We start from the raw sequence: 19,662 nt of genomic DNA on the forward strand, positions 1-19,662 counted from the left end.
TCCCTACGCAAGGCCTGCGTTCGGCCTCCTGAAGTCGCGAAGTTACGGGCGGCGCCTGGGCTGGCGCAGCTGTCGCTCGTGGGCTATCGCGCTAGCCTCTTGATTGGCAACAGCAACAGCAACAGCAACAGCAACAGCAACAGCAACAGCAACAGCAACAGCAACAGCAACAGCAACAGCAACAGCGAGCATTGGCTCTGGCCTGAAAGGCCGTTAATCACTAATGCAGGATCTGCTTCAAGAACGCCTGCGCCCGCGCCGTCCGTGGCTGTCCGAAGAACACTTGCGGGCTGCTGTCCTCGATGATTTGCCCGCCTTCAAGAAACAGCACCCGCTGCGCCACTTGCCGGGCAAACCCCATCTCGTGGGTCACGCACAGCATGGTCATCCCGGTGTCCGCCAACTGCACCAACACCTCCAGCACCTCGGCGACCATCTCCGGGTCCAACGCCGAGGTCGGCTCGTCGAACAGCATGATCCGCGGCTTCATGCACAGCGCCCGGGCAATCGCCACGCGCTGCTGCTGCCCACCGGAAAGCTGGCTGGGGTACTTGTGCGCCTGGTTCTCGATACCCACCTTGCTCAGGTACAGCCGCGCGCGCTCCTCGGCCTCCCGGCGCGACAAGCCCCGCACGCTCATCGGCGCCAGCAGGCAGTTGTCGAGCACGCTCATATGCGGGAACAGGTTGAAGTGCTGGAACACCATGCCGATCTCGCTGCGTACCTGGCTGGCCTGGCGGCTGTTGCCCGCCAGGTCGATGCCCGCTACCTGGACGCTGCCCTGCTCGGCGACCTCCAGGCGATTGATGCAGCGAATCAGCGTCGACTTGCCCGAGCCCGACGGGCCGCAAAGCACGATACGCTCGCCCTCGCGCACCGACAGGTCGATATCGTGCAGCACATGGAAAGCACCGTAATGCTTGTTCAGGCCCTCGATACGGATCAGCTCCGGGCGCGGGTCGGGGGCAGGGGACAGGCCGGCAAGGCTCAAGGAAGCGGTCATGTTGTTGTTCTCCCGCAGGGTCGTCAGTCGAAACGCGCGGCGCTGTAGGGCGCCGGGTCGGTGAAGGGGGGGGCGCCGGTCAGCAGCTCCGCCAGCAGGCGGCCACTGACCGGGCCCAGGGTCAGGCCGTGGTGGGCGTGGCCGAAGTTGAACCACAGGTTGCGGTGCCGCGGCGCAGGGCCGATCACCGGGCGCATGTCCGGCAGGCACGGGCGACGGCCCAGCCAGGGTTTGTCGTCCAGGCGCTCGCCCAGGGCCGGGAACAGCTTGCGCGCCAGCGCCTCGCAGCGGCGCAGCTGGATTTCGTTGACGGCGGCGTCGCTGGCGGCAAACTCGATGCCCGTGGTCAGGCGCACGCCCCGGGCCATCGGCGCCAGCACGTAGCCACCCTGGGTGTCGCACAGCGAATGGTTGAGTTCGGCGCCGTCGCGGGTGCTGTAGTGCATGTGATAGCCGCGCTTGATGCCCAGCGGGAAGTGGTAGCCCAGGCGCTCGTACAGCTCGGCCGACTGCGGGCCCAGGCAGGCCACCACCTCGTCGGCGCTGACCGTGCCACGGCGGCTGTCCAGCTGCCAGCCACCCGCGACCTGGCGCAGGCTGCGGGCATCGCCGTGAAGGAACTGCCCGCCGCGCTGGACGAACAGCGCCGCATAGCCGCGGGTGAGGCCGCCGGGGTTGCTCACGGTCTTCGGGTCGAGCCAGTGGATGCCGCCCTTGACGTCGCCGTCGAGCTGTTGCTCGCGGGCCTGCAGCGCCGCGCGATCGAGGATCTCGTAGCGCAGGCCATAACGGGCCAGGCCCGGCAGTTCCTGCTTGGCCTTGGCGAACAAGGCGTCGTCGCGGTACACCTCGATCCAGCCCTTGGCCTGGACCAGGGCCTGCAGGCCGGCGGCCTCGATCAGCGCGTCGTGTTCCTCGACGCTGCGTTGCACCAGCGGCAGCATGTCTGCCGCGGCCTTGGCCAGGCGCCCCGGCGCCGACTGTTGCCAATAACGCAGCAGCCAGGGCGCCGCCTTGGGCAGGTGGGCAAGGCTGTAGCGCACGTCGGGCTGGCGGTTCAGGCCGTAGCGCAGCAAGGCGCTGAACTGGCGCGGGAAGGCATAGGGAATCACGCTGGAGCGTTCGATCAGCCCGGCGTTGCCATGGCTGGTGCCACTGCCGGGCTCGTCGCGGTCGATGAGGATCACCTGGCGCCCGCGGGCTTGCAGGTGCAGGGCGGTGCAGACACCGACGATGCCGGCGCCCAGGACGATGGTCTGGCAATACATGGAAACCTTCCTTCAATCAGTTCAGGTGGCGGCCCAGGCGGGCCTCCAGGTGTTTCAACGCGCGCCGGACGATCTCTACGATCAGCAGGTACAGCACTGCCGCCCACAGGTAGATCTGGAAGTCGAAGCTGCGTGAGAAGGCCAGCTTGGTCACCCCCATCAGGTCGTAGATGGTCACCAGCGAGGCGATGGCGCTGGCCTTGATCATCATGATCAGCTCGTTGCCCAGCGGGCCGATGGCCACCAGCAGCGACTGTGGCAACACCACCTTGAAGAAGGTGGTCGAGCGCTTGAGGTTCAAGGCCCGGGCTGCTTCGTACTGGCCGGGAGCGACGGCCATCAGGCTGGCGCGGAAGATCTCGGCCTGGTAGGCGGCGGTGTTGAGGGTGAAGGCGAGCAGGGCGCAGTACCAGGCTTCGCGGAAGAACCACCACAGCCCGAGGTCCTGCCAGAAACCCTTGAGCGAGCCCAGCCCGTAGTACAGCAAGAACAGCTGGGCCAGCAGCGGCGAGCCACGGAAGAAATACACATAGCCGGCGGCCAGGCGCCGCAGGGCGGTGCTGCGCGACATCCGTGCCAGGGCCAGCAGCATGCCCAACAGCGCGCCGAGGGTGAACGAGATCGCCACCAGCTTGGCGGTCACCAGCAGCCCGTCGATGAAGCGAGCGCCGTAGCGTTCCAGCAGGTCGGGGTCGAGCACATAGGCCAGCAATTGCTCGAAGGTCATGGCCGGGCTCCTTGCAAGTGACGGTTGCTACGTCGCTCCAGCAGGGCGAAGACCCGCCCCGATAGCGCCGAGAACAGCAGGTAGACCAGGCAGGCCACGCCATAGAACAGCATCGGCTGCTTGGTCACGCTGACCGCCAGGTTGGTCTGGCGCATCAGGTCGATCAGCGAGATGGTCGAGACCAGCGAGGTGTCCTTGAGCAGGCTCAGCCAGTTGTTCGACAAGCCCGGCAGGGCGATGCGCGCCAGTTGCGGCAGTTGCACTTTGAAGAACGCCGTGCGCCGGCTCAGGCCCAGGGCCGAGCAGGCCTCGAGCTGACCCTTGGGCAGGGTCTTGAAGGCCATCAGCCAGATCTCGCTGGAGAAGGCGGCGAACACCAGGCTGAAGGCGGCCATGGCGGCGAGGAAGGTGTTGATCAGCACCTCGCCTTCATAGCCCAGGGCGGCGAGGATCTTCTGTGCGGCGATCTGGCAGCCGTAGTAGATGATCAGTAGCGTAAGCAGTTCGGGCAGGCCGCGGAACACCGTGGAAAAGGTGGTGGCCCAGGCCCGTGGCAGGCGTTTGCGCGAGCGCGCCGCCAGGGCCACCAGCAGCCCCAGGGGCAGGCCGATGGGCAGGCAGGCCAGGGCCAGCGACACGGTGACCAGGGCGCCGGCCAGCAGCGCCTGGCCCCAGCCGCCGCTGGCGAAGGACAACAGCGAGAGTTGATCGAGCATGGCTAACCCCCAGGATGCAGGTGCCCTGGTGGGAGCGGGCTTGCCCCGCGATGGCGTGGTTCACTGATCAGGCGCCATCGCGCGGGAGGCCGGCCTCCACGAGATTACTGGTAGATGTCGAAGGCGAAATACTTGCTCGCGATCTTCTGGTAGGTGCCATTGGCGACAATCGCCGCCAGCGCCTCGTTCAGCCGCACGCGCAGGGCTTCGTCATCCTTGCGCACGGCAATCGCCGCGTCGGCCTTGGTGCCGTCGACGTCACCGAGGATCTTGCAGCAGGCCTGGCCGTTCTTGTTCAGCCACTCATGCAGCGGGAACTTGTCGGCGATCACCCCGTCCAGGCGCCCGGCGGCAAGGTCGGCGTTGGCTTCGTCGAGGGTCGGGTACAGCTTCACGTCCGCGCCGGCCTTGCCGTACACGTCCTCGGCGTAGATCGCCTGGGTCGAGGCGGATTGCGCGCCGACCGTATAGCCCTTGAAGTCGGTCTGCGCGTCGTCGATCGGGCTGTCCTTGGCCACCGCCACGGTCAGTGGGGTGCGGTAGTAGTGGTCGGTGAAGGCGATCTTCTTGCGTCGCTCTGGGGTATCGATCATCGAGGCCACCACGGCATCGTACTTGCGCGCCATCAACGCCGGGATGATGCCTTCCCAATCCTGGGCCACCAGGGTGCATTCGACCTTCATCTGTGCGCACAGGGCCTGGGTGATGTCGACATCGAAGCCGTGCAGCTGGTTGTCGGCATCGACATAGTTGAACGGGGGGTACGCGCCTTCCGTGGCGAAGCGCAGGGTTTCGCCACTGGCGTGGCCCGCCAGCAGCAGGGCGCACGCGCCCACCATAGCCAGGGTTCTTTTCATGTTGCACCTCTGTACCAGCACTCTTGCTATTGTTGTTTGCCCGCCGGCCACGAGGTGTAGCCGACGAACTCGTTATGTAGAGCGGCAGTTGCTTCCAAGCGTGTTTCAACGTCCGGTCCAAGCTTCTTGCAGACCTCGTTGACCATCAGGTGCACCCACGACAGCATCGTCGCGGTGGACTCCCAGAACAGGTTGAATTCGGTGGGGATGCGGAACACCTCGTCGGCGTTGTCGTCGGCCCACTCGCAGAAGGTATCGGTGACCAGGGTCACCGGGATGCCCCGCACGCGCGCCTGCTGGCACAGTTGCAGGGCATGGCGTGAATAACGACGCGCCTCGAACACCACCAGGGCGCTGGCCTGCGGTTGGCCGAGCAGCACTTCGCCGAAATGCCCGGCGCTGCCATCGACCCGTTGCACGCCATCGCGCAGGTATTGCAGCAGGTGGGCCATGCACATGGCCACGCCGCGCTCGGTCTGAAAGCCGGCGATGAATACCCGCGGCGAATCGGCCAGGCGCCGGGCAACCTGGTGCCAGGCCTCGGTGCGGCTGTATTCGTGCACGCGCACCAGCGCGGCGATTTCCTTTTCCAGACAGCCGTCGTGGTCCGACGGTGCGGCGGCCTGGCGGTATTCCTGCAGGCGATCGCCTACCAGCCAGGGGCCTTGGCCCAGGTCGCTCTGCAAATCCTGCTTGAGCGCCTTGAGATGGGCGTAGCCGAGTGCGCGGCAGAAACGGCCGACACTGGACTCGCTGACATCGAGCTTGGCGGCGATGCTGGCGGAGGTCTGGAACGGCAGTTCATGCAGGTTGGCGAGCATGTAGCTGGCGATCTTGCGGCCCGAGGCGGCAGCGCTGTGCAGGCTGCTTTCCAGGCGTTGCCTGATCGATGGGCTCATGGACGGCTCCGGCTGATTTCTGGCGTGGAGAAGAAAATGGCTGTTTTCTGTCATCAAGTCAATATTTGACAGATAGCTGTCATTCGCGGGAGAGTCGAGGGCGTTGCGCTGTAGCGAATCCAATGCCAATAAAGGAGCTCCAGATGTCCGCACCTACCACCGGCGCAGTCGTGCGCGTGCCGTTTGCCGAACTGCAGACGCTGTTGCAGTCGATCTTGCAGCGCCACGGTTGCAGCGCGGCCGTGGCCGCCGTGCTTGCCCACAATTGTGCCAGCGCCCAGCGCGATGGCGCCCACAGCCATGGGGTGTTCCGCATACCGGGTTATGTCTCGACACTGGCCAGTGGCTGGGTCGATGGCAAGGCCCAGCCGCTGGTGAGCGATGTGGCCTCGGGGTATGTGCGGGTGGACGCCCGCGGTGGCTTTGCCCAGCCTGCCTTGGCCGCGGCCCGCCGCTTGCTGGTGGACAAGGCGCGCAGCGCCGGCATCGCCGTGCTGGCTATCCATAACTCCCACCATTTCGCCGCCTTGTGGCCGGATGTCGAGCCGTTCGCCGAGCAGGGGCTGGTGGCCCTGAGCGTGGTCAACAGCATGACCTGCGTGGTGCCCCATGGCGCGCGCCAGCCGTTGTTCGGCACCAACCCGATTGCCTTTGCCGCGCCTTGCGCCGGGCACGACCCGATCGTGTTCGACATGGCCACCAGTGCCATGGCCCATGGCGATGTGCAGATCGCCGCGCGAGCGGGGCAGCGCTTGCCCGAAGGCATGGGCGTGGATGCCAGCGGCCAGCCGACCTGCGACCCCCAGGCGATCCTCGAGGGTGGCGCCTTGTTGCCGTTCGGCGGGCACAAGGGCTCGGCGCTGTCGATGATGGTCGAGCTGCTGGCGGCGGCGCTGACCGGCGGGCATTTCTCCTGGGAGTTCGACTGGTCCGGGCACCCGGGGGCGAAGACGCCCTGGACCGGGCAGTTGCTCATCGTCATCGACCCGTCCAAGGCCGAGGGCGAGCGTTTTGCCCAGCGTAGCCGCGATCTGGTGGAGCAGATGCAGGCGGTGGGGCTGAGCCGGATGCCGGGGGAACGTCGCTATCGCGAGCGCGAAGTGGCTGGGCGCGAAGGGGTGGCGTTGAGCGAGCAGGAGTGGGTGGGCTTGCAGGCGCTGGTGGGGTGAGGTTGGCGGCGAACACTGGCCAGGCAAGCCCCCCTGCGAACGCGAGTTGACAGCGGCTCTTTGCAACGCTGCCATATGCGATTGCCGGCCAGGGGATGTAACCCGCGCCGGCAGGCGCTATTCTCGATGCCATCTTCTATTCGCGACCCATCCGTACCAAGGAGCTGCACGCTGTGTTCAAACATGTCGATGCCTATGCCGGCGACCCGATCCTCTCGTTGATGGAAACCTTCAAGGCCGACCCCCGCGCCGACAAGGTCAACCTGAGCATCGGCCTGTACTACGACGAAGCCGGCGTGGTGCCGCAGCTGGCGGCGGTGGCCGAGGTGGAAAAACGCCTGGCCGGGCAACCCCACGAAGCCTCGCTGTACCTGCCGATGGAAGGCCTGGCCAGCTACCGCCAGGCGATCCAGGCGCTGCTGTTCGGCGCCGAACACCCCGCGGTCAGCGCTGGCCGGGTGGCCACCGTGCAGACCGTCGGCGGCTCCGGCGCGCTGAAAGTCGGCGCCGATTTCCTCAAGCGCTACTTCGCCGGCTCCGAGGTCTGGGTCAGCGACCCGACCTGGGATAACCACCGGGCGATCTTCGAAGGCGCCGGCTTCAAGGTGCACAGCTACCCGTACTTCGACCAGGCCAGCCGCGGCGTCAACTTCGCCGGCATGCTCGACACCCTGCAGACCCTGCCGGCCAACAGCATCGTGCTGCTGCACCCGTGCTGCCACAACCCCACCGGCGCCGACCTCGACCAGCAGCAGTGGCAGCAAGTGATCGAAGTGGTCAAGGCGCGCCAGTTGATCCCGTTCCTCGACATCGCCTACCAGGGCTTCAGCGAATCGCTGGAGGCCGACGCCTACGCCATCCGCGAGATGGCCCGTGCCGGCGTGCCGTGCCTGGTGAGCAACTCGTTCTCGAAGATCTTCTCGCTGTACGGCGAGCGGGTAGGGGGCTTGTCGGTGGTTTGCGACGACGCCGACAGCGCCGCCAGCGTGCTCGGCCAGCTCAAGGCCACCGTGCGCCGCAATTACTCCAGCCCACCGTTCTTCGGTGCGCAGCTGGTGGCCGGCGTGCTCGGCGACGCCGGCCTCAACGCCCAGTGGGTGGCGGAAGTCGAAGTGATGCGCACGCGTATCCTGGCCATGCGCAAGGGCCTGGTCGACCTGCTTGGCGAGCTGCTGCCGGGCCAGGACTTCCAGTTCTTCCTGCGCCAGCGCGGCATGTTCAGCTACACCGGCTTCAGCGTCGAGCAGGTGCGTCGCCTGCGTGACGAGTTCGGCGTGTACCTGATCGACAGTGGCCGGGTGTGCATGTCCGGCCTGCGTCCGGCCAACCTGCGCCAGGTGGCCGAGGCGTTCGCCGCCGTGCAGCAGTAACCTACCAGGGGCCGCTTTGGCGGCCCTTTCACGGCACCCAGCCCTTCCGAGCAGGGAGTCGGCCCCCTGTGGGAGCGGCCTTGCCGAGGCGTCGGACCGGTCGGAAAGGGGCGCGCAGCGGCCCCAGATTCCGAGCCACCCTCAAAATTGCTGGGGCTGCTGCGCAGCCCTTTCGCGACGCAAGGCCGCTCCCACAGGGTCTAGCTGAAGCACAACCCGCTTGTAAAGACAAGTGCAACCGTCCCTCGGGCGGGGCTTCCCCAAGTGCAACCTTTACATGCACAATCGCGCCTCTCTTCCCCGGTTGAGTTGGGCGAAACGTCTATTTCGCCATTCTCAGCCTGTTGCAGTCTTGCGAGTGGAGCTTCACCCGGAATGAATGAGCAGGCCCCAAGCGTTGAACAACGCTTTGTAGAATCGACCCCCGCCACCCTCGGCAGCTGGTCGCGTCAAGACACCACCTGGATGCTGGGCCTGTTCGGCACGGCCATCGGCGCCGGGACCCTGTTCCTGCCGATCAACGCCGGCCTCGGCGGCTTCTGGCCGTTGCTGGTGCTCGCCGCGCTGGCCTTCCCGATGACCTACTTCGCCCACCGCGGGCTGACCCGTTTCGTGCTCTCCGGGAGCAAGGGCGGCGACATCACCGACGTGGTCGAGGAGCACTTCGGCATCACTGCCGGTGCCTTGATCACCGTGCTGTACTTCTTCGCCATCTTCCCCATCCTGCTGATCTACAGCGTGGCCCTGACCAACACCGTCAGCAGCTTCATGGAGCACCAGTTGCACATGGCGCCACCGCCGCGGGCGATCCTGTCGTTCCTGCTGATCCTCGGCCTGCTGGGCATCGTGCGCTGCGGCGAGCAGGCCACGGTCAAGGTCATGAGCCTGCTGGTCTACCCGTTCATCGTCGCCCTGGCGCTGCTGGCGTTGTACCTGGTGCCGCACTGGACCGGTGGCATCCTCGACACCGCCTCCCAGGTGCCGTCGGGTTCGGCCTTCCTGCACACCGTGTGGCTGGCGATCCCGGTGATGGTGTTCTCGTTCAACCACTCGCCGATCATCTCGGCCTTTGCCGTCGACCAGAAGCGTCGCTACGGCGAGCATGCCGATGAGCGCAGCGGCCAGATCCTGCGTCGCGCCCACCTGTTGATGGTGCTGATGGTGCTGTTCTTCGTGTTCAGCTGCGTGCTGACCCTCGACAGCGCCCAGCTGGCCGAGGCCAAGGTACAGAACCTGTCGATCCTGTCGTACCTGGCCAACCACTTCGAGCAACCGGCCATCGCCTTCGCCGCGCCGTTGATCGCCTTCATCGCCATCGCCAAGTCGTTCCTGGGCCACTACATCGGTGCCAGCGAAGGTCTCAAGGGCATGATCACCAAGGCCGGCATGCGCCCGGGCGCCAAGGCCCTGGATCGCGTGGTCGCCGCGTTGATGCTGGTGGTGTGCTGGATCGTCGCCACCCTCAACCCGAGCATCCTGGGCATGATCGAGTCCCTCGGCGGGCCGATCATCGCCGTGCTGCTGTTCCTGATGCCGATGTACGCCATTCGCCGCGTACCTTCGATGCGCAAGTACAGCGGCGCGCTGTCCAACCTGTTCGTGGTGGTGGTCGGCCTGGTGGCCCTGACCTCGGTGGTTTACGGCCTGCTGGCCTGAATCCCCGCCACGTAGGGAAAACGCCCGGGTCGGCGCCAGTCACCCGGGCGTTTGTCTACAGGAATTGCCCGAACGTAGGACAATTTCATCTTTGCCCATAGGCACTTGCGTCCCTTCATGGTTAACTCTGAGTCCTTTTCAAACCCCGCATAAGGATTTCCGCCATGGCTCAAGTGACTCTCAAAGGCAACCCAGTTCAGGTCAAAGGCGAGCTGCCCAAGGCCGGTGCCCAGGCGCCAGCCTTCTCCCTGGTCGCTGCCGACCTGTCCGACAAGTCGCTGAAAGACTTCGCCGGCAAGCGCAAGGTGCTGAACATCTTCCCAAGCGTCGACACCCCGACCTGCGCCACCTCGGTGCGCAAGTTCAACGCCCAGGCCAATGACCTCGCCAACACCGTGGTGCTGTGCATCTCCGCCGACCTGCCGTTCGCCCAGGCGCGTTTCTGCGGCGCCGAAGGCCTGGAGAACGTGAAGAACCTGTCGACCCTGCGTGGTGTCGAGTTCCTGCAGAACTACGGCGTCGCCATCGCCGACGGCCCGCTGGCCGGCCTGGCTGCCCGTGCGGTGGTGGTTCTGGACGAGCAGGACAAGGTGCTGCACGCCGAACTGGTGGGCGAAATCGCCAACGAGCCGAACTACGAGGCGGCGCTGGCGGTGCTGAAGTAAGTCGCGCCACCCAGTGGCCGCGGGCTTGCCCGTGCGCCTGGTTACACGCGGTTACGGCCTGGACCCTGTTCCAGGCCGTTTTCATTTAAAATTGCCGCTTTTGCCAACGTCAGCCGAAGGTAAAGCACTGGTAAAGCCCCTTTGCTAAAACGATGCCAGTGCTTATCGTTCACGCTCTTCACGCCGTCTTTCTCTGAACAAGGTTCGTTCGACCCATGCATGCCTCCAACTCCCGTTCCCCCCGTCGCTGGCTGTTCGGCCTGCTGATCCTGCTGCTGGTGGCCTTGCTGGCCTGGTGGCTGTGGCCTGCAACGCCGGCCCACAAGGAGGCGGGCGGGCGGCCGGGCAAGGCTGGGCGGCCGGGCTTCGGCGCCTCCGCCGACCCGGTGCCGGTGCGCGTCGAACCGGTGCGGGTGGGCGACTTCCCGCTGTACTACAAGGCCCTGGGCACCGTCACTGCGACCAACACGGTCAATGTACGCAGCCGGGTGGCGGGCGAGCTGGTCAAGATCCACTTCAAGGAAGGCCAGCAGGTCAAGGCCGGCGACCTGCTCGCCGAAATCGACCCGCGCCCGTACCGCATCGCCCTGCAGCAGGCCGAGGGCACCCTGGCGCAGAACCAGGCGCAGCTGAAGAACGCCCAGGTCGACCTGGCCCGCTATAAAGGCCTGTACGCCGAGGACAGCATCGCCAAGCAGACCCTCGACACCGCCGAGGCGCAGGTGGGGCAGTTCCTCGGGTTGGTCAAGACCAACCAGGCGCAGGTCAACGATGCCCGCCTGAACCTCGATTTCACCCAGATCCGCGCGCCCATCGGCGGCCGGGTCGGCCTGCGCCAGCTCGACCTGGGCAACCTGGTGGCAGCCAACGACACCACCGCGCTGGTGGTGATTACCCAGACCGAGCCGATCAGCGTCGCCTTCACCCTTCCGGAAACCCAGCTCGACACCGTACTGGCCCGCTACCGCAGCGGCGCCAGCCTGGCGGTGGAGGCCTGGGACCGCGGCGACCAGAAGCTGCAGGCCAGCGGCGTGCTGGGCAGCCTCGACAACCAGATCGACATCACCACCGGCACCCTGAAGTTCAAGGGCACCTTCCAGAACCGCGACCACGCGCTGTTCCCCAATCAGTTCGTCAACGTGCGCCTGCTGGCCGACACCCTCAAGCAGGTGGTACTGGCACCGGCCGCGGCGATCCAGTTCGGCACCGATGGCACCTTCGCCTATGTGGTCGACAAGGACAGCAAGGTCACTATCCGTAAGCTCAAGGTCGGCGCCAGCGACGGTCAGCGCAGCGTGATCGTCGAGGGCCTGGCCGCCGGCGAGCGCCTGGTGCTCGAAGGCACCGACCGCCTGCGCGAAGGCACCCAGGTCGAGGTGGTCGACGACAGCTCGCAAGTGCCCACCACTCCCGGCCAGCACCTGCAGGGCCAGGATGCCAAGGGCTCGGCCCAGGTCGGTGAGTCGAGCTCCAAGGCGGGCGCATGAACCTCTCGCGCCTGTTCATCCTGCGGCCGGTCGCCACCACCCTGAGCATGCTGGCCATCGTCCTGGCCGGCCTGATCGCCTACAAGATGCTGCCGGTGGCGGCCTTGCCCCAGGTCGACTACCCGACCATCCGGGTCATGACCCTATACCCCGGCGCCAGCCCGCAGGTGATGACCAGCGCGGTGACCGCGCCGCTGGAGCGCCAGTTCGGCCAGATGCCGGGGCTGGAGCAGATGGCCTCGACCAGCTCGGGCGGCGCCTCGGTGCTGACCCTGCGCTTCAATCTCGACATGAACATGGATGTCGCCGAGCAACAGGTGCAGGCGGCGATCAACGCCGCCAGCAACCTGCTGCCCAGCGACCTGCCGGCGCCGCCGGTGTACAACAAGGTCAACCCGGCCGACACCCCGGTGCTGACCCTGGCGATCTCGTCGAAAACCATGCCGCTGCCCAAGCTCAACGACCTGGTCGATACCCGCGTGGCGCAGAAGATCGCCCAGATCAGCGGCGTGGGCATGGTCAGCATCGCTGGCGGCCAGCGCCAGGCGGTGCGAATCAAGGTCAATGTCGACGCCCTGGCCGCCAACGGCCTGAACCTGGACGACGTGCGCACGCTGATTGGCGCCTCAAACGTCAACCAGCCCAAGGGCAACTTCGATGGCCCGACCCGGGTGTCGATGCTCGACGCCAACGACCAGTTGCGCTCGCCGGCCGAGTACGCCGAGCTCATCCTCAAGTACAACAACGGTGCGCCGTTGCGCCTGAAGGACGTCGCCGAGATCGTCGACGGCGCCGAGAACGAGCGCCTGGCCGCCTGGGCCAACCAGAACGAGGCGGTGCTGCTGAATATCCAGCGCCAGCCGGGGGCCAACGTCATCGAGGTGGTCGACCGGATCAAGGACCTGCTGCCGTCGATCACCGACAACCTGCCGGCCGGCCTGGATGTCAGCGTGCTCACCGACCGTACCCAGACCATCCGCGCCGCGGTGCGCGACGTGCAGCACGAGCTGCTGTTCGCCATCGCCCTGGTGGTGATGGTGACCTTCCTGTTCCTGCGCCGGGTCTCGGCGACGATCATTCCGTCGATCGCCGTGCCGTTGTCGCTGATCGGCACCTTCGGCGTGATGTACCTGGCCGGCTTCTCGATCAACAACCTGACGCTGATGGCGCTGACCATCGCCACCGGGTTCGTGGTGGACGATGCCATCGTCATGCTGGAGAACATCTCCCGCCACATCGAAGAGGGCGAGACGCCATTGCAGGCCGCGCTCAAGGGCGCCAGGCAGATCGGCTTCACCCTGATCTCGCTGACCTTCTCGCTGATCGCGGTACTGATCCCGCTGCTGTTCATGGCCGACGTGGTCGGCCGCTTGTTCCGCGAGTTCGCCATCACCCTGGCGGTGGCCATCCTGATTTCGCTGGTGGTGTCGCTGACCCTGACGCCGATGATGTGCGCGCGCCTGCTCAAGCGCGAACCCCAGGCCCATGAGCAAGGCCGCTTCTACCGCGCCAGCGGGGCCTGGATCGACTGGCTGATCCAGCATTACGGCACGGCCCTGACCTGGGTGCTCAAGCGCCAGCCGCTGACCCTGCTGGTGGCCGTGGCCACCCTGGCGCTGACCGTGGTGCTGTACCTGATGGTGCCCAAGGGCTTCTTCCCGGTGCAGGACACCGGGGTGATCCAGGGCATTTCCGAGGCGCCCCAGGCCACCTCGTTCAGCGCCATGAGTGAGCGCCAGCAGGCACTGGCCAAGGTCATTCTCGATGACCCGGCGGTGCAGAGCCTGTCGTCCTACATTGGCGTGGACGGCGACAACGCCACCCTCAACAGCGGCCGCCTGCTGATCAACCTCAAGCCTCACGGCGAGCGCGCCGTCAGCGCCGCCGAGGTGATCGCCCGCCTGCAGCCGCAACTCGACCGGCTGGTGGGCATCCGCCTGTTCATGCAGCCGGTGCAGGACCTGAGCATCGAGGACCGGGTCAGCCGCACCCAGTACCAGTTCAGCCTGTCGTCCCCCGACGCCGACCTGCTGGCCGAGTGGAGCGGCAAGCTGGTGCGCGCGCTGAAGGACCGCGCCGAGTTGCAGGATGTGGCCAGCGACCTGCAGGACAAAGGCCTGCAGGTGTACCTGGTGATCGACCGCGACATGGCCAGCCGCCTGGGCATCAGCGTGGCGCAGATCACCAACGCCCTGTACGACGCCTTCGGCCAGCGGCAGATCTCGACCATCTATACCCAGGCCAGCCAGTACCGCGTGGTGCTGCAGTCGCGGACCGCCGCCAGCCTTGGCCCGCAGGCGCTGGAGTCGATCCACGTCAAGGCCGCCGACGGCGGCCAGGTGCGCCTGTCGGCGCTGGCGCGCATCGAGCAGCGCCAGGCGCAGCTGGCCATTTCCCACATCGGCCAGTTCCCCTCGGTGATGATGTCGTTCAACCTGGCAGCCGGCGCCTCCCTGGGCGAGGCGGTGCAGGTGATCGAGCAGGTACAACGGGACATCGGCATGCCGCTGGGCGTGCAGACCCGCTTCCAGGGCGCCGCCGAGGCGTTCCAGGCCTCGCTGTCGAGCACCTTGCTGCTGATCCTCGCCGCGGTGGTGACCATGTACATCGTCCTGGGGGTGCTCTACGAGAGCTACATCCACCCGGTGACCATCCTCTCGACGCTGCCTTCGGCGGCGGTGGGCGCCTTGCTGGCGCTGCTGCTCAGCGGCAACGACCTGGGCATGATCGCCATCATCGGCATCATCCTGCTGATCGGCATCGTCAAGAAGAACGCCATCATGATGATCGACTTCGCCCTGGAAGCCGAGCGTCACCAGGGCATGAGCCCGCGTGAGGCGATCTACCAGGCGGCGCTGCTGCGCTTCCGGCCGATCCTGATGACCACCCTGGCCGCGCTGTTCGGCGCCGTTCCGCTGATGCTCGCCAGCGGCTCGGGAGCCGAGCTGCGTCAGCCGCTGGGCCTGGTGATGGTCGGCGGCCTGCTGGTGAGCCAGGTGCTGACGCTGTTCACCACGCCGGTGATCTACCTGTACTTCGACCGCTTGGCGCGGCGCTGGCGGCCGGCGGCCGAGCAGCAGGCCGAAGCATGAACTTGTCCGGGCCTTTCATCCGCCGGCCGGTAGCGACCATGCTGCTGAGCCTGGCGATCATGTTGCTGGGCGGGGTGAGCTTCGGCTTGTTGCCGGTGTCGCCCCTGCCGCAGATGGACTTTCCGGTGATCGTGGTGCAGGCCAGCCTGCCCGGTGCCAGCCCCGAGGTCATGGCCTCCACCGTGGCCACGCCGCTGGAGCGCAAGCTCGGCAGCATCGCCGGGGTCAGCATCCTGACCAGCAGTTCCAGCCAGGGCTCGACCCGGGTGATCATCGGCTTCGACTTGGGCCGCGACATCGACGGCGCCGCCCGCGAGGTGCAGGCGGCGATCAACGCCACCCGCAACCTGTTGCCCAGCGGCATGCGCAGCATGCCCACCTACAAGAAGATCAACCCGTCCCAGGCACCGATCATGGTGCTGTCGCTGACCTCCGAGGTGCTGTCCAAGGGCCAGTTGTACGACCTGGCCGATACCATCCTGTCGCAGAGCCTGTCCCAGGTTACCGGGGTAGGGGAGGTGCAGATCGGCGGCAGCTCGCTGCCCGCCGTGCGCATCGAGCTGGAGCCGCAGTTGCTCAACCAGTACGGCCTGGCCCTGGACGATGTGCGCAGTGCGGTGGCCAACGCCAACCAGCGCCGGCCAATGGGCTTCGTCGAGGATGCCGAGCGCAATTGGCAGGTGCGCGCCAACGACCAGTTGGAGAAGGCCGAGGACTACAAGCCGGTGGTGATCCGCCAGCAGAACGGCGCGATCCTGCGCCTGTCCGACGTGGCCCGGGTCAGCGACGGCGTGGAAAACCGCTACAACAGCGGCTTCTTCAACGATGAAAGCGCGGTGCTGCTGGTGGTCAACCGCCAGTCCGGGGCCAACATCATCCAGACCGTCGAGCAGATCAAGACCGAGCTGCCGGCCCTGCAGTCGCTGTTGCCGGCCAGCGTCAAGCTCAACGTGGCCATGGACCGTTCGCCGGTGATCAAGGCCACCCTCAAGGAAGCCGAGCACACCCTGCTGATCGCCGTGGTGCTGGTGATCCTGGTGGTGTACCTGTTCCTCGGCAACTTCCGCGCCTCGCTGATCCCCAGCCTGGCGGTGCCGGTGTCGCTGGTGGGGACCTTCGCGGTCATGTACCTGTGCGGCTTTTCGCTGAACAACCTGTCGCTGATGGCGCTGATCCTCGCCACCGGGCTGGTGGTGGACGATGCCATCGTCGTGCTGGAGAACATCTCCCGGCATATCGAGAACGGCGAGGGCCCGCTGCAGGCGGCCTACAAGGGTGCCAGGGAAGTGGGTTTCACCCTGTTGTCGATGAACGTCTCGCTGGTGGCGGTGTTCGTCTCGATCCTGTTCATGGGCGGTATCGTCCGTGGCCTGTTCAAGGAGTTCTCGATCACCCTGGCGGCGGCGATCATCGTCTCGCTGGTGGTGTCGCTGACCCTGACGCCGATGCTCTGCTCGCGCTGGCTGAAGGTCCACGGCCCGCAACAGCAAACGCGCCTGCAGCGCTGGAGCGACGGCATTCACCAGCGCATGGTCGCCGGCTATGACCGCAGCCTGGGTTGGGCCCTGCGGCACAAGCGCCTGACCCTGTTCAGCCTGCTGGCGACCATCGGCCTGAACATCGCCCTGTACGTGGTGGTGCCCAAGACCCTCATGCCGCAGCAGGACACCGGCCAGTTGCAAGGTTTCATCCGTGGCGACGACGGCCTGTCGTTCAGCGTGATGCAGCCGAAGATGGAGATCTACCGCCGGGCGTTGCTCAAGGACCCGGCGGTGCAGAGCGTGGCCGGCTTCATCGGCGGCAACAGCGGCACCAACAATGCCTTCATGCTGGTGCGCCTGAAGCCCATCGCCGAGCGCCAGGAGAGCGCGCAGAAAGTCATCGAGCGCCTGCGCAAGGAGATGCCCAAGGTGCCGGGCGGGCGCCTGTACCTGATGGCCGACCAGGACCTGCAACTGGGCGGCGGCGGCCGCGACCAGAGCACCTCGCAGTACTTCTATACCTTGCAGAGTGGCGACCTGGCGGCATTGCGCGAGTGGTTCCCGAAAGTCGCCGCCGAGCTGCGCAAGCTGCCCGAACTGACCGCCATCGACGCCCATGACGGCGCCGGCACCCAGCAGGTGACCCTGGTGGTCGACCGCGACCAGGCCAAGCGCCTGGGGATCGACATGGCCATGGTCACCGCAGTGCTCAACAACGCCTACAGCCAGCGGCAGATCTCGACCATCTACGACAGCCTCAACCAGTACCAGGTGGTGCTGGAGATCAACCCCAAGTATGCCTGGGACCCCAGCACCCTGGAGCAGGTGCAGGTGATCACCGCCGATGGCGCCCGCGTGCCGCTGTCGAGCTTTGCCCGTTACGAGAACTCGCTGGCCAACGACCGGGTCAGCCATGAAGACCAGTTCGCCTCCGAGGACATCGCCTTCGACGTCGCCGAAGGCTACAGCCCCGACCAGGCCATGGCCGCGCTGGAGCGCGCGGTGGCCAAGCTGGGCCTGCCCGAGTCGGTGATCGCCAAGCTCGGCGGCACCGCCGATGCCTTCAGCAAGACCGCCGAAGGGCAGCCGCTGATGATCCTTGGCGCGCTGTTGCTGGTGTACCTGGTGCTGGGCATCCTCTACGAAAGCTACATCCACCCGCTGACCATCCTCTCGACACTGCCGTCGGCCGGGGTCGGCGCCTTGCTGGCGTTGTACCTGACCGGTGGGGAGTTCAGCCTGATCTCGCTGCTGGGGCTGTTCCTGCTGATCGGCGTGGTGAAGAAGAACGCCATCCTGATGATCGACCTGGCCCTGCAACTGGAGCGCCACGAGGGCCTGTCGCCGGAGGAGTCGATCCGGCGCGCCTGCCTGCTGCGCCTGCGACCGATCCTGATGACTACCCTGGCGGCCATCCTCGGCGCGCTGCCGCTGCTGCTCAGCCGCGCCGAAGGCGCCGAAATGCGCCAGCCGCTGGGCCTGACCATCATCGGCGGCCTGGTGTTCAGCCAGCTCCTGACCCTCTACACAACGCCGGTGGTCTACCTGTACCTCGACCGTCTGCGCCACCGTTTCAACCGTTGGCGCGGCGTGCGCACCGACGCTGCCCTGGATACCCCGCTATGAACTTTGCCCATACCCGCATCCACCGCGCCCTCAAGCTGCTGACCCAGGGGCGCGGCTCGCGCCTGCTCGGCGCCGGCCTGTGCGTGGCGATGCTCAGTGCCTGTACCCTGAGCCCGGACTACCAGCGGCCGGAACTCAGCACCCCGGCGCAGTTCAAGCAGGCCGAAGGCTGGACCCAGGCCAACCCGTCGGATGCCATCGCCCGCGGCGCCTGGTGGGAAATCTACGGCGACGCGCAGCTCAACGGCCTGATCGAGGAACTGAACCGCAGCAACCAGACCGTGGCCCAGTACGAGGCGCAATACCGCCAGGCCCAGGCCCTGGTGCGCAGCAGCCGTTCGGCGCTGTTCCCCTCGCTGGACCTGACCACCAGCAAGAACCGCTCGGCGCAGGGCACTGGCAGTTCCAGTTCCAGCCTGTCCAACAACAGCAGCGGTATCCGCAACACCTACAACGCGCAGCTCGGCGTCAGCTGGGAGATCGACCTGTGGGGCAAGCTGCGCGACACCCTCGATGCCAACGAGGCCAGCGCCGAGGCCAGCCTGGCCGACATGGCGGCGATCCGCCTGAGCCAGCAGTCGGAGCTGGTGCAGAACTACCTGCAGTTGCGGGTGATCGACGCGCAGAAACGTTTGCTCGAAGCCACCGTGGCAGCCTACGAACGTTCGCTGAAAATGAACGAAAACCAGTACCGCGCCGGCGTGGCCGGGCCGGATGCAGTCGCCCAGGCGCGCACCCAGCTCAAGACCACCCAGGCCGACCTGATCGACCTGGCCTGGCAGCGCGCGCAGTATGAAAACGCCATTGCCGTGCTGATGGGCAAGGCGCCGGCCGATTTCGCCCTGGCTGCGAGCAATGACATCCCGGCGTTGCCGCAGATTCCCCTGACACTGCCGTCGCAGCTGCTGGAGCGGCGCCCGGATATTGCCTCGGCCGAGCGTAAGGTGATGGCGGCCAACTCGAATATCGGCGTGTCGCGCGCCGCGTATTTCCCTGACCTGGCGTTGAGCATGAGTGGCGGCTATTCCAGCAGCAGCTTCAAGAACTGGATCGAGCTGCCCAACCGCTACTGGTCGGTGGGCCCGCAACTGGCGCTGAACCTGTTCGACGCCGGCAAGCGCAGCGCCGAGGTGGACCGCACCGTGGCGGTGTATGACCAGACTGTGGCGCAGTACCGCCAGACCGTGCTGGATGGGTTCAAGGAGGTCGAGAACTACCTGGTGCAGTTGAAGGTGTATGGCGATGAGGCGGTGGTGCGCCAGGAAGCGCTGGAGGCGGCGCGCGAGTCGTTGCGCCTGACCGAGAACCAGTACAAGGCCGGGTTGATCGGCTACCTGGATGTAGTGAATGTGCAGACCACGGCCTTGAGCAACGAGCGCAGCGTGCTCACCTTGTTGCAGGGGCGGCTGGTGGCGAGCGTGCAGTTGATTGCCGCGCTGGGCGGTGGCTGGGACAGCCAGGCAGCGCTGGCTGAGCAGTGACCCGTAGGCGCCAGCGTGCTGGCGAACCAGGCGCCGCGGTGGATGGCACCGGCTGCGCCGGTGTTCGCCGGCAAGCCGGCTCCTATGCCGTCTGCGACCTGCGTTAAACCCGTGGGCGCCAGGCACGTGACGCTGTACCGCACCATCGCGCGCAGACAAAACGTG

14 protein-coding genes are annotated in these 19,662 nt (G+C 66.3%); 8 read left to right on the top strand and 6 right to left on the bottom strand.

The genetic code is table 11. The annotated features are described in order from the left end of the window. Window positions 1-220: 220 nt before the first annotated feature. The 6 genes from NJG22_RS22350 to NJG22_RS22375 form a co-directional block, all read right to left on the bottom strand. Window positions 221-1,003 (bottom strand): amino acid ABC transporter ATP-binding protein, encoded by a 783-nt coding sequence (locus NJG22_RS22350; RefSeq protein ID WP_290445367.1) that lies wholly within the window; start codon window positions 1,001-1,003, stop codon window positions 221-223. A 23-nt stretch (window positions 1,004-1,026) separates the two neighbouring features. Further along, window positions 1,027-2,271, bottom strand: coding sequence for an FAD-dependent oxidoreductase (locus NJG22_RS22355; protein ID WP_217848224.1), 1,245 nt, complete (start codon window positions 2,269-2,271; stop codon window positions 1,027-1,029). A 16-nt stretch (window positions 2,272-2,287) separates the two neighbouring features. After that, a complete protein-coding gene (locus tag NJG22_RS22360; protein ID WP_217848223.1) occupies window positions 2,288-2,998 on the bottom strand; it encodes an ABC transporter permease subunit in 711 nt (236 codons plus the stop codon). Then, window positions 2,995-3,714 carry an ABC transporter permease subunit gene (locus tag NJG22_RS22365; RefSeq protein ID WP_217848222.1) on the bottom strand — a complete coding sequence of 240 codons (720 nt, stop codon included), beginning with the start codon at window positions 3,712-3,714 and terminating at the stop codon, window positions 2,995-2,997. The genes NJG22_RS22360 and NJG22_RS22365 overlap by 4 nt, the downstream gene beginning before the upstream one ends. A 104-nt stretch (window positions 3,715-3,818) precedes the next feature. After that, on the bottom strand, window positions 3,819-4,571 hold the full coding sequence (locus NJG22_RS22370; RefSeq protein ID WP_253097759.1) for a transporter substrate-binding domain-containing protein: 753 nt from the start codon (window positions 4,569-4,571) through the stop codon (window positions 3,819-3,821). Between the two features lie 26 nt (window positions 4,572-4,597). Next, on the bottom strand, window positions 4,598-5,470 hold the full coding sequence (locus tag NJG22_RS22375) for a MurR/RpiR family transcriptional regulator (protein WP_253097760.1): 873 nt from the start codon (window positions 5,468-5,470) through the stop codon (window positions 4,598-4,600). A gap of 143 nt (window positions 5,471-5,613) precedes the next feature. On the opposite strand from NJG22_RS22375, the gene NJG22_RS22380 reads away from it, so the two are divergent. From NJG22_RS22380 to NJG22_RS22415, 8 genes are all read left to right on the top strand, one after another. Continuing rightward, window positions 5,614-6,639 (top strand): Ldh family oxidoreductase, encoded by a 1,026-nt coding sequence (locus NJG22_RS22380; RefSeq protein ID WP_253097761.1) that lies wholly within the window; start codon window positions 5,614-5,616, stop codon window positions 6,637-6,639. A 173-nt stretch (window positions 6,640-6,812) separates the two neighbouring features. Further along, window positions 6,813-8,009, top strand: a complete 1,197-nt coding sequence (locus NJG22_RS22385; protein WP_253097762.1) for an amino acid aminotransferase — start codon at window positions 6,813-6,815, stop codon at window positions 8,007-8,009. Window positions 8,010-8,384: 375 nt separating this feature from the next. Continuing rightward, window positions 8,385-9,665 carry a serine/threonine transporter gene (locus NJG22_RS22390; RefSeq protein ID WP_253097763.1) on the top strand — a complete coding sequence of 427 codons (1,281 nt, stop codon included), beginning with the start codon at window positions 8,385-8,387 and terminating at the stop codon, window positions 9,663-9,665. A gap of 164 nt (window positions 9,666-9,829) precedes the next feature. Then, entirely contained in the window at window positions 9,830-10,330 is a 501-nt protein-coding gene (tpx, locus tag NJG22_RS22395; protein ID WP_253097764.1) for a thiol peroxidase, read from the top strand. A gap of 215 nt (window positions 10,331-10,545) precedes the next feature. After that, complete coding sequence (locus NJG22_RS22400) at window positions 10,546-11,817, top strand: MdtA/MuxA family multidrug efflux RND transporter periplasmic adaptor subunit (protein ID WP_253097765.1); 1,272 nt, start codon at window positions 10,546-10,548, stop codon at window positions 11,815-11,817. Then, entirely contained in the window at window positions 11,814-14,909 is a 3,096-nt protein-coding gene (locus tag NJG22_RS22405) for an MdtB/MuxB family multidrug efflux RND transporter permease subunit (protein WP_253097766.1), read from the top strand. Before NJG22_RS22400 ends, NJG22_RS22405 begins: the two co-directional genes overlap by 4 nt. After that, window positions 14,906-18,016 carry a multidrug efflux RND transporter permease subunit gene (locus NJG22_RS22410; RefSeq protein WP_253097767.1) on the top strand — a complete coding sequence of 1,037 codons (3,111 nt, stop codon included), beginning with the start codon at window positions 14,906-14,908 and terminating at the stop codon, window positions 18,014-18,016. Before NJG22_RS22405 ends, NJG22_RS22410 begins: the two co-directional genes overlap by 4 nt. Next, window positions 18,013-19,497, top strand: a complete 1,485-nt coding sequence (locus NJG22_RS22415; RefSeq protein WP_253097768.1) for an efflux transporter outer membrane subunit — start codon at window positions 18,013-18,015, stop codon at window positions 19,495-19,497. Before NJG22_RS22410 ends, NJG22_RS22415 begins: the two co-directional genes overlap by 4 nt. Window positions 19,498-19,662: the final 165 nt, after the last annotated feature.

This window comes from Pseudomonas sp. VA159-2 (assembly GCF_024126635.1).
GTDB classification, from domain to species: domain Bacteria; phylum Pseudomonadota; class Gammaproteobacteria; order Pseudomonadales; family Pseudomonadaceae; genus Aquipseudomonas; species Aquipseudomonas muyukensis.

Coding starts and splice junctions, on each gene's coding strand:
- NJG22_RS22365 (WP_217848222.1), bottom strand. CDS start 3,714: ATGCTCGATCAACTCTCGCTGTTGTCCTTCGCCAGCGGCGGCTGGGGC.
- NJG22_RS22355 (WP_217848224.1), bottom strand. CDS start 2,271: ATGTATTGCCAGACCATCGTCCTGGGCGCCGGCATCGTCGGTGTCTGC.
- NJG22_RS22360 (WP_217848223.1), bottom strand. CDS start 2,998: ATGACCTTCGAGCAATTGCTGGCCTATGTGCTCGACCCCGACCTGCTG.
- NJG22_RS22350 (WP_290445367.1), bottom strand. CDS start 1,003: ATGACCGCTTCCTTGAGCCTTGCCGGCCTGTCCCCTGCCCCCGACCCG.
- NJG22_RS22400 (WP_253097765.1), top strand. CDS start 10,546: ATGCATGCCTCCAACTCCCGTTCCCCCCGTCGCTGGCTGTTCGGCCTG.
- NJG22_RS22390 (WP_253097763.1), top strand. CDS start 8,385: ATGAATGAGCAGGCCCCAAGCGTTGAACAACGCTTTGTAGAATCGACC.
- NJG22_RS22375 (WP_253097760.1), bottom strand. CDS start 5,470: ATGAGCCCATCGATCAGGCAACGCCTGGAAAGCAGCCTGCACAGCGCT.
- NJG22_RS22370 (WP_253097759.1), bottom strand. CDS start 4,571: ATGAAAAGAACCCTGGCTATGGTGGGCGCGTGCGCCCTGCTGCTGGCG.
- NJG22_RS22410 (WP_253097767.1), top strand. CDS start 14,906: ATGAACTTGTCCGGGCCTTTCATCCGCCGGCCGGTAGCGACCATGCTG.
- NJG22_RS22380 (WP_253097761.1), top strand. CDS start 5,614: ATGTCCGCACCTACCACCGGCGCAGTCGTGCGCGTGCCGTTTGCCGAA.
- NJG22_RS22415 (WP_253097768.1), top strand. CDS start 18,013: ATGAACTTTGCCCATACCCGCATCCACCGCGCCCTCAAGCTGCTGACC.
- NJG22_RS22405 (WP_253097766.1), top strand. CDS start 11,814: ATGAACCTCTCGCGCCTGTTCATCCTGCGGCCGGTCGCCACCACCCTG.
- tpx (WP_253097764.1), top strand. CDS start 9,830: ATGGCTCAAGTGACTCTCAAAGGCAACCCAGTTCAGGTCAAAGGCGAG.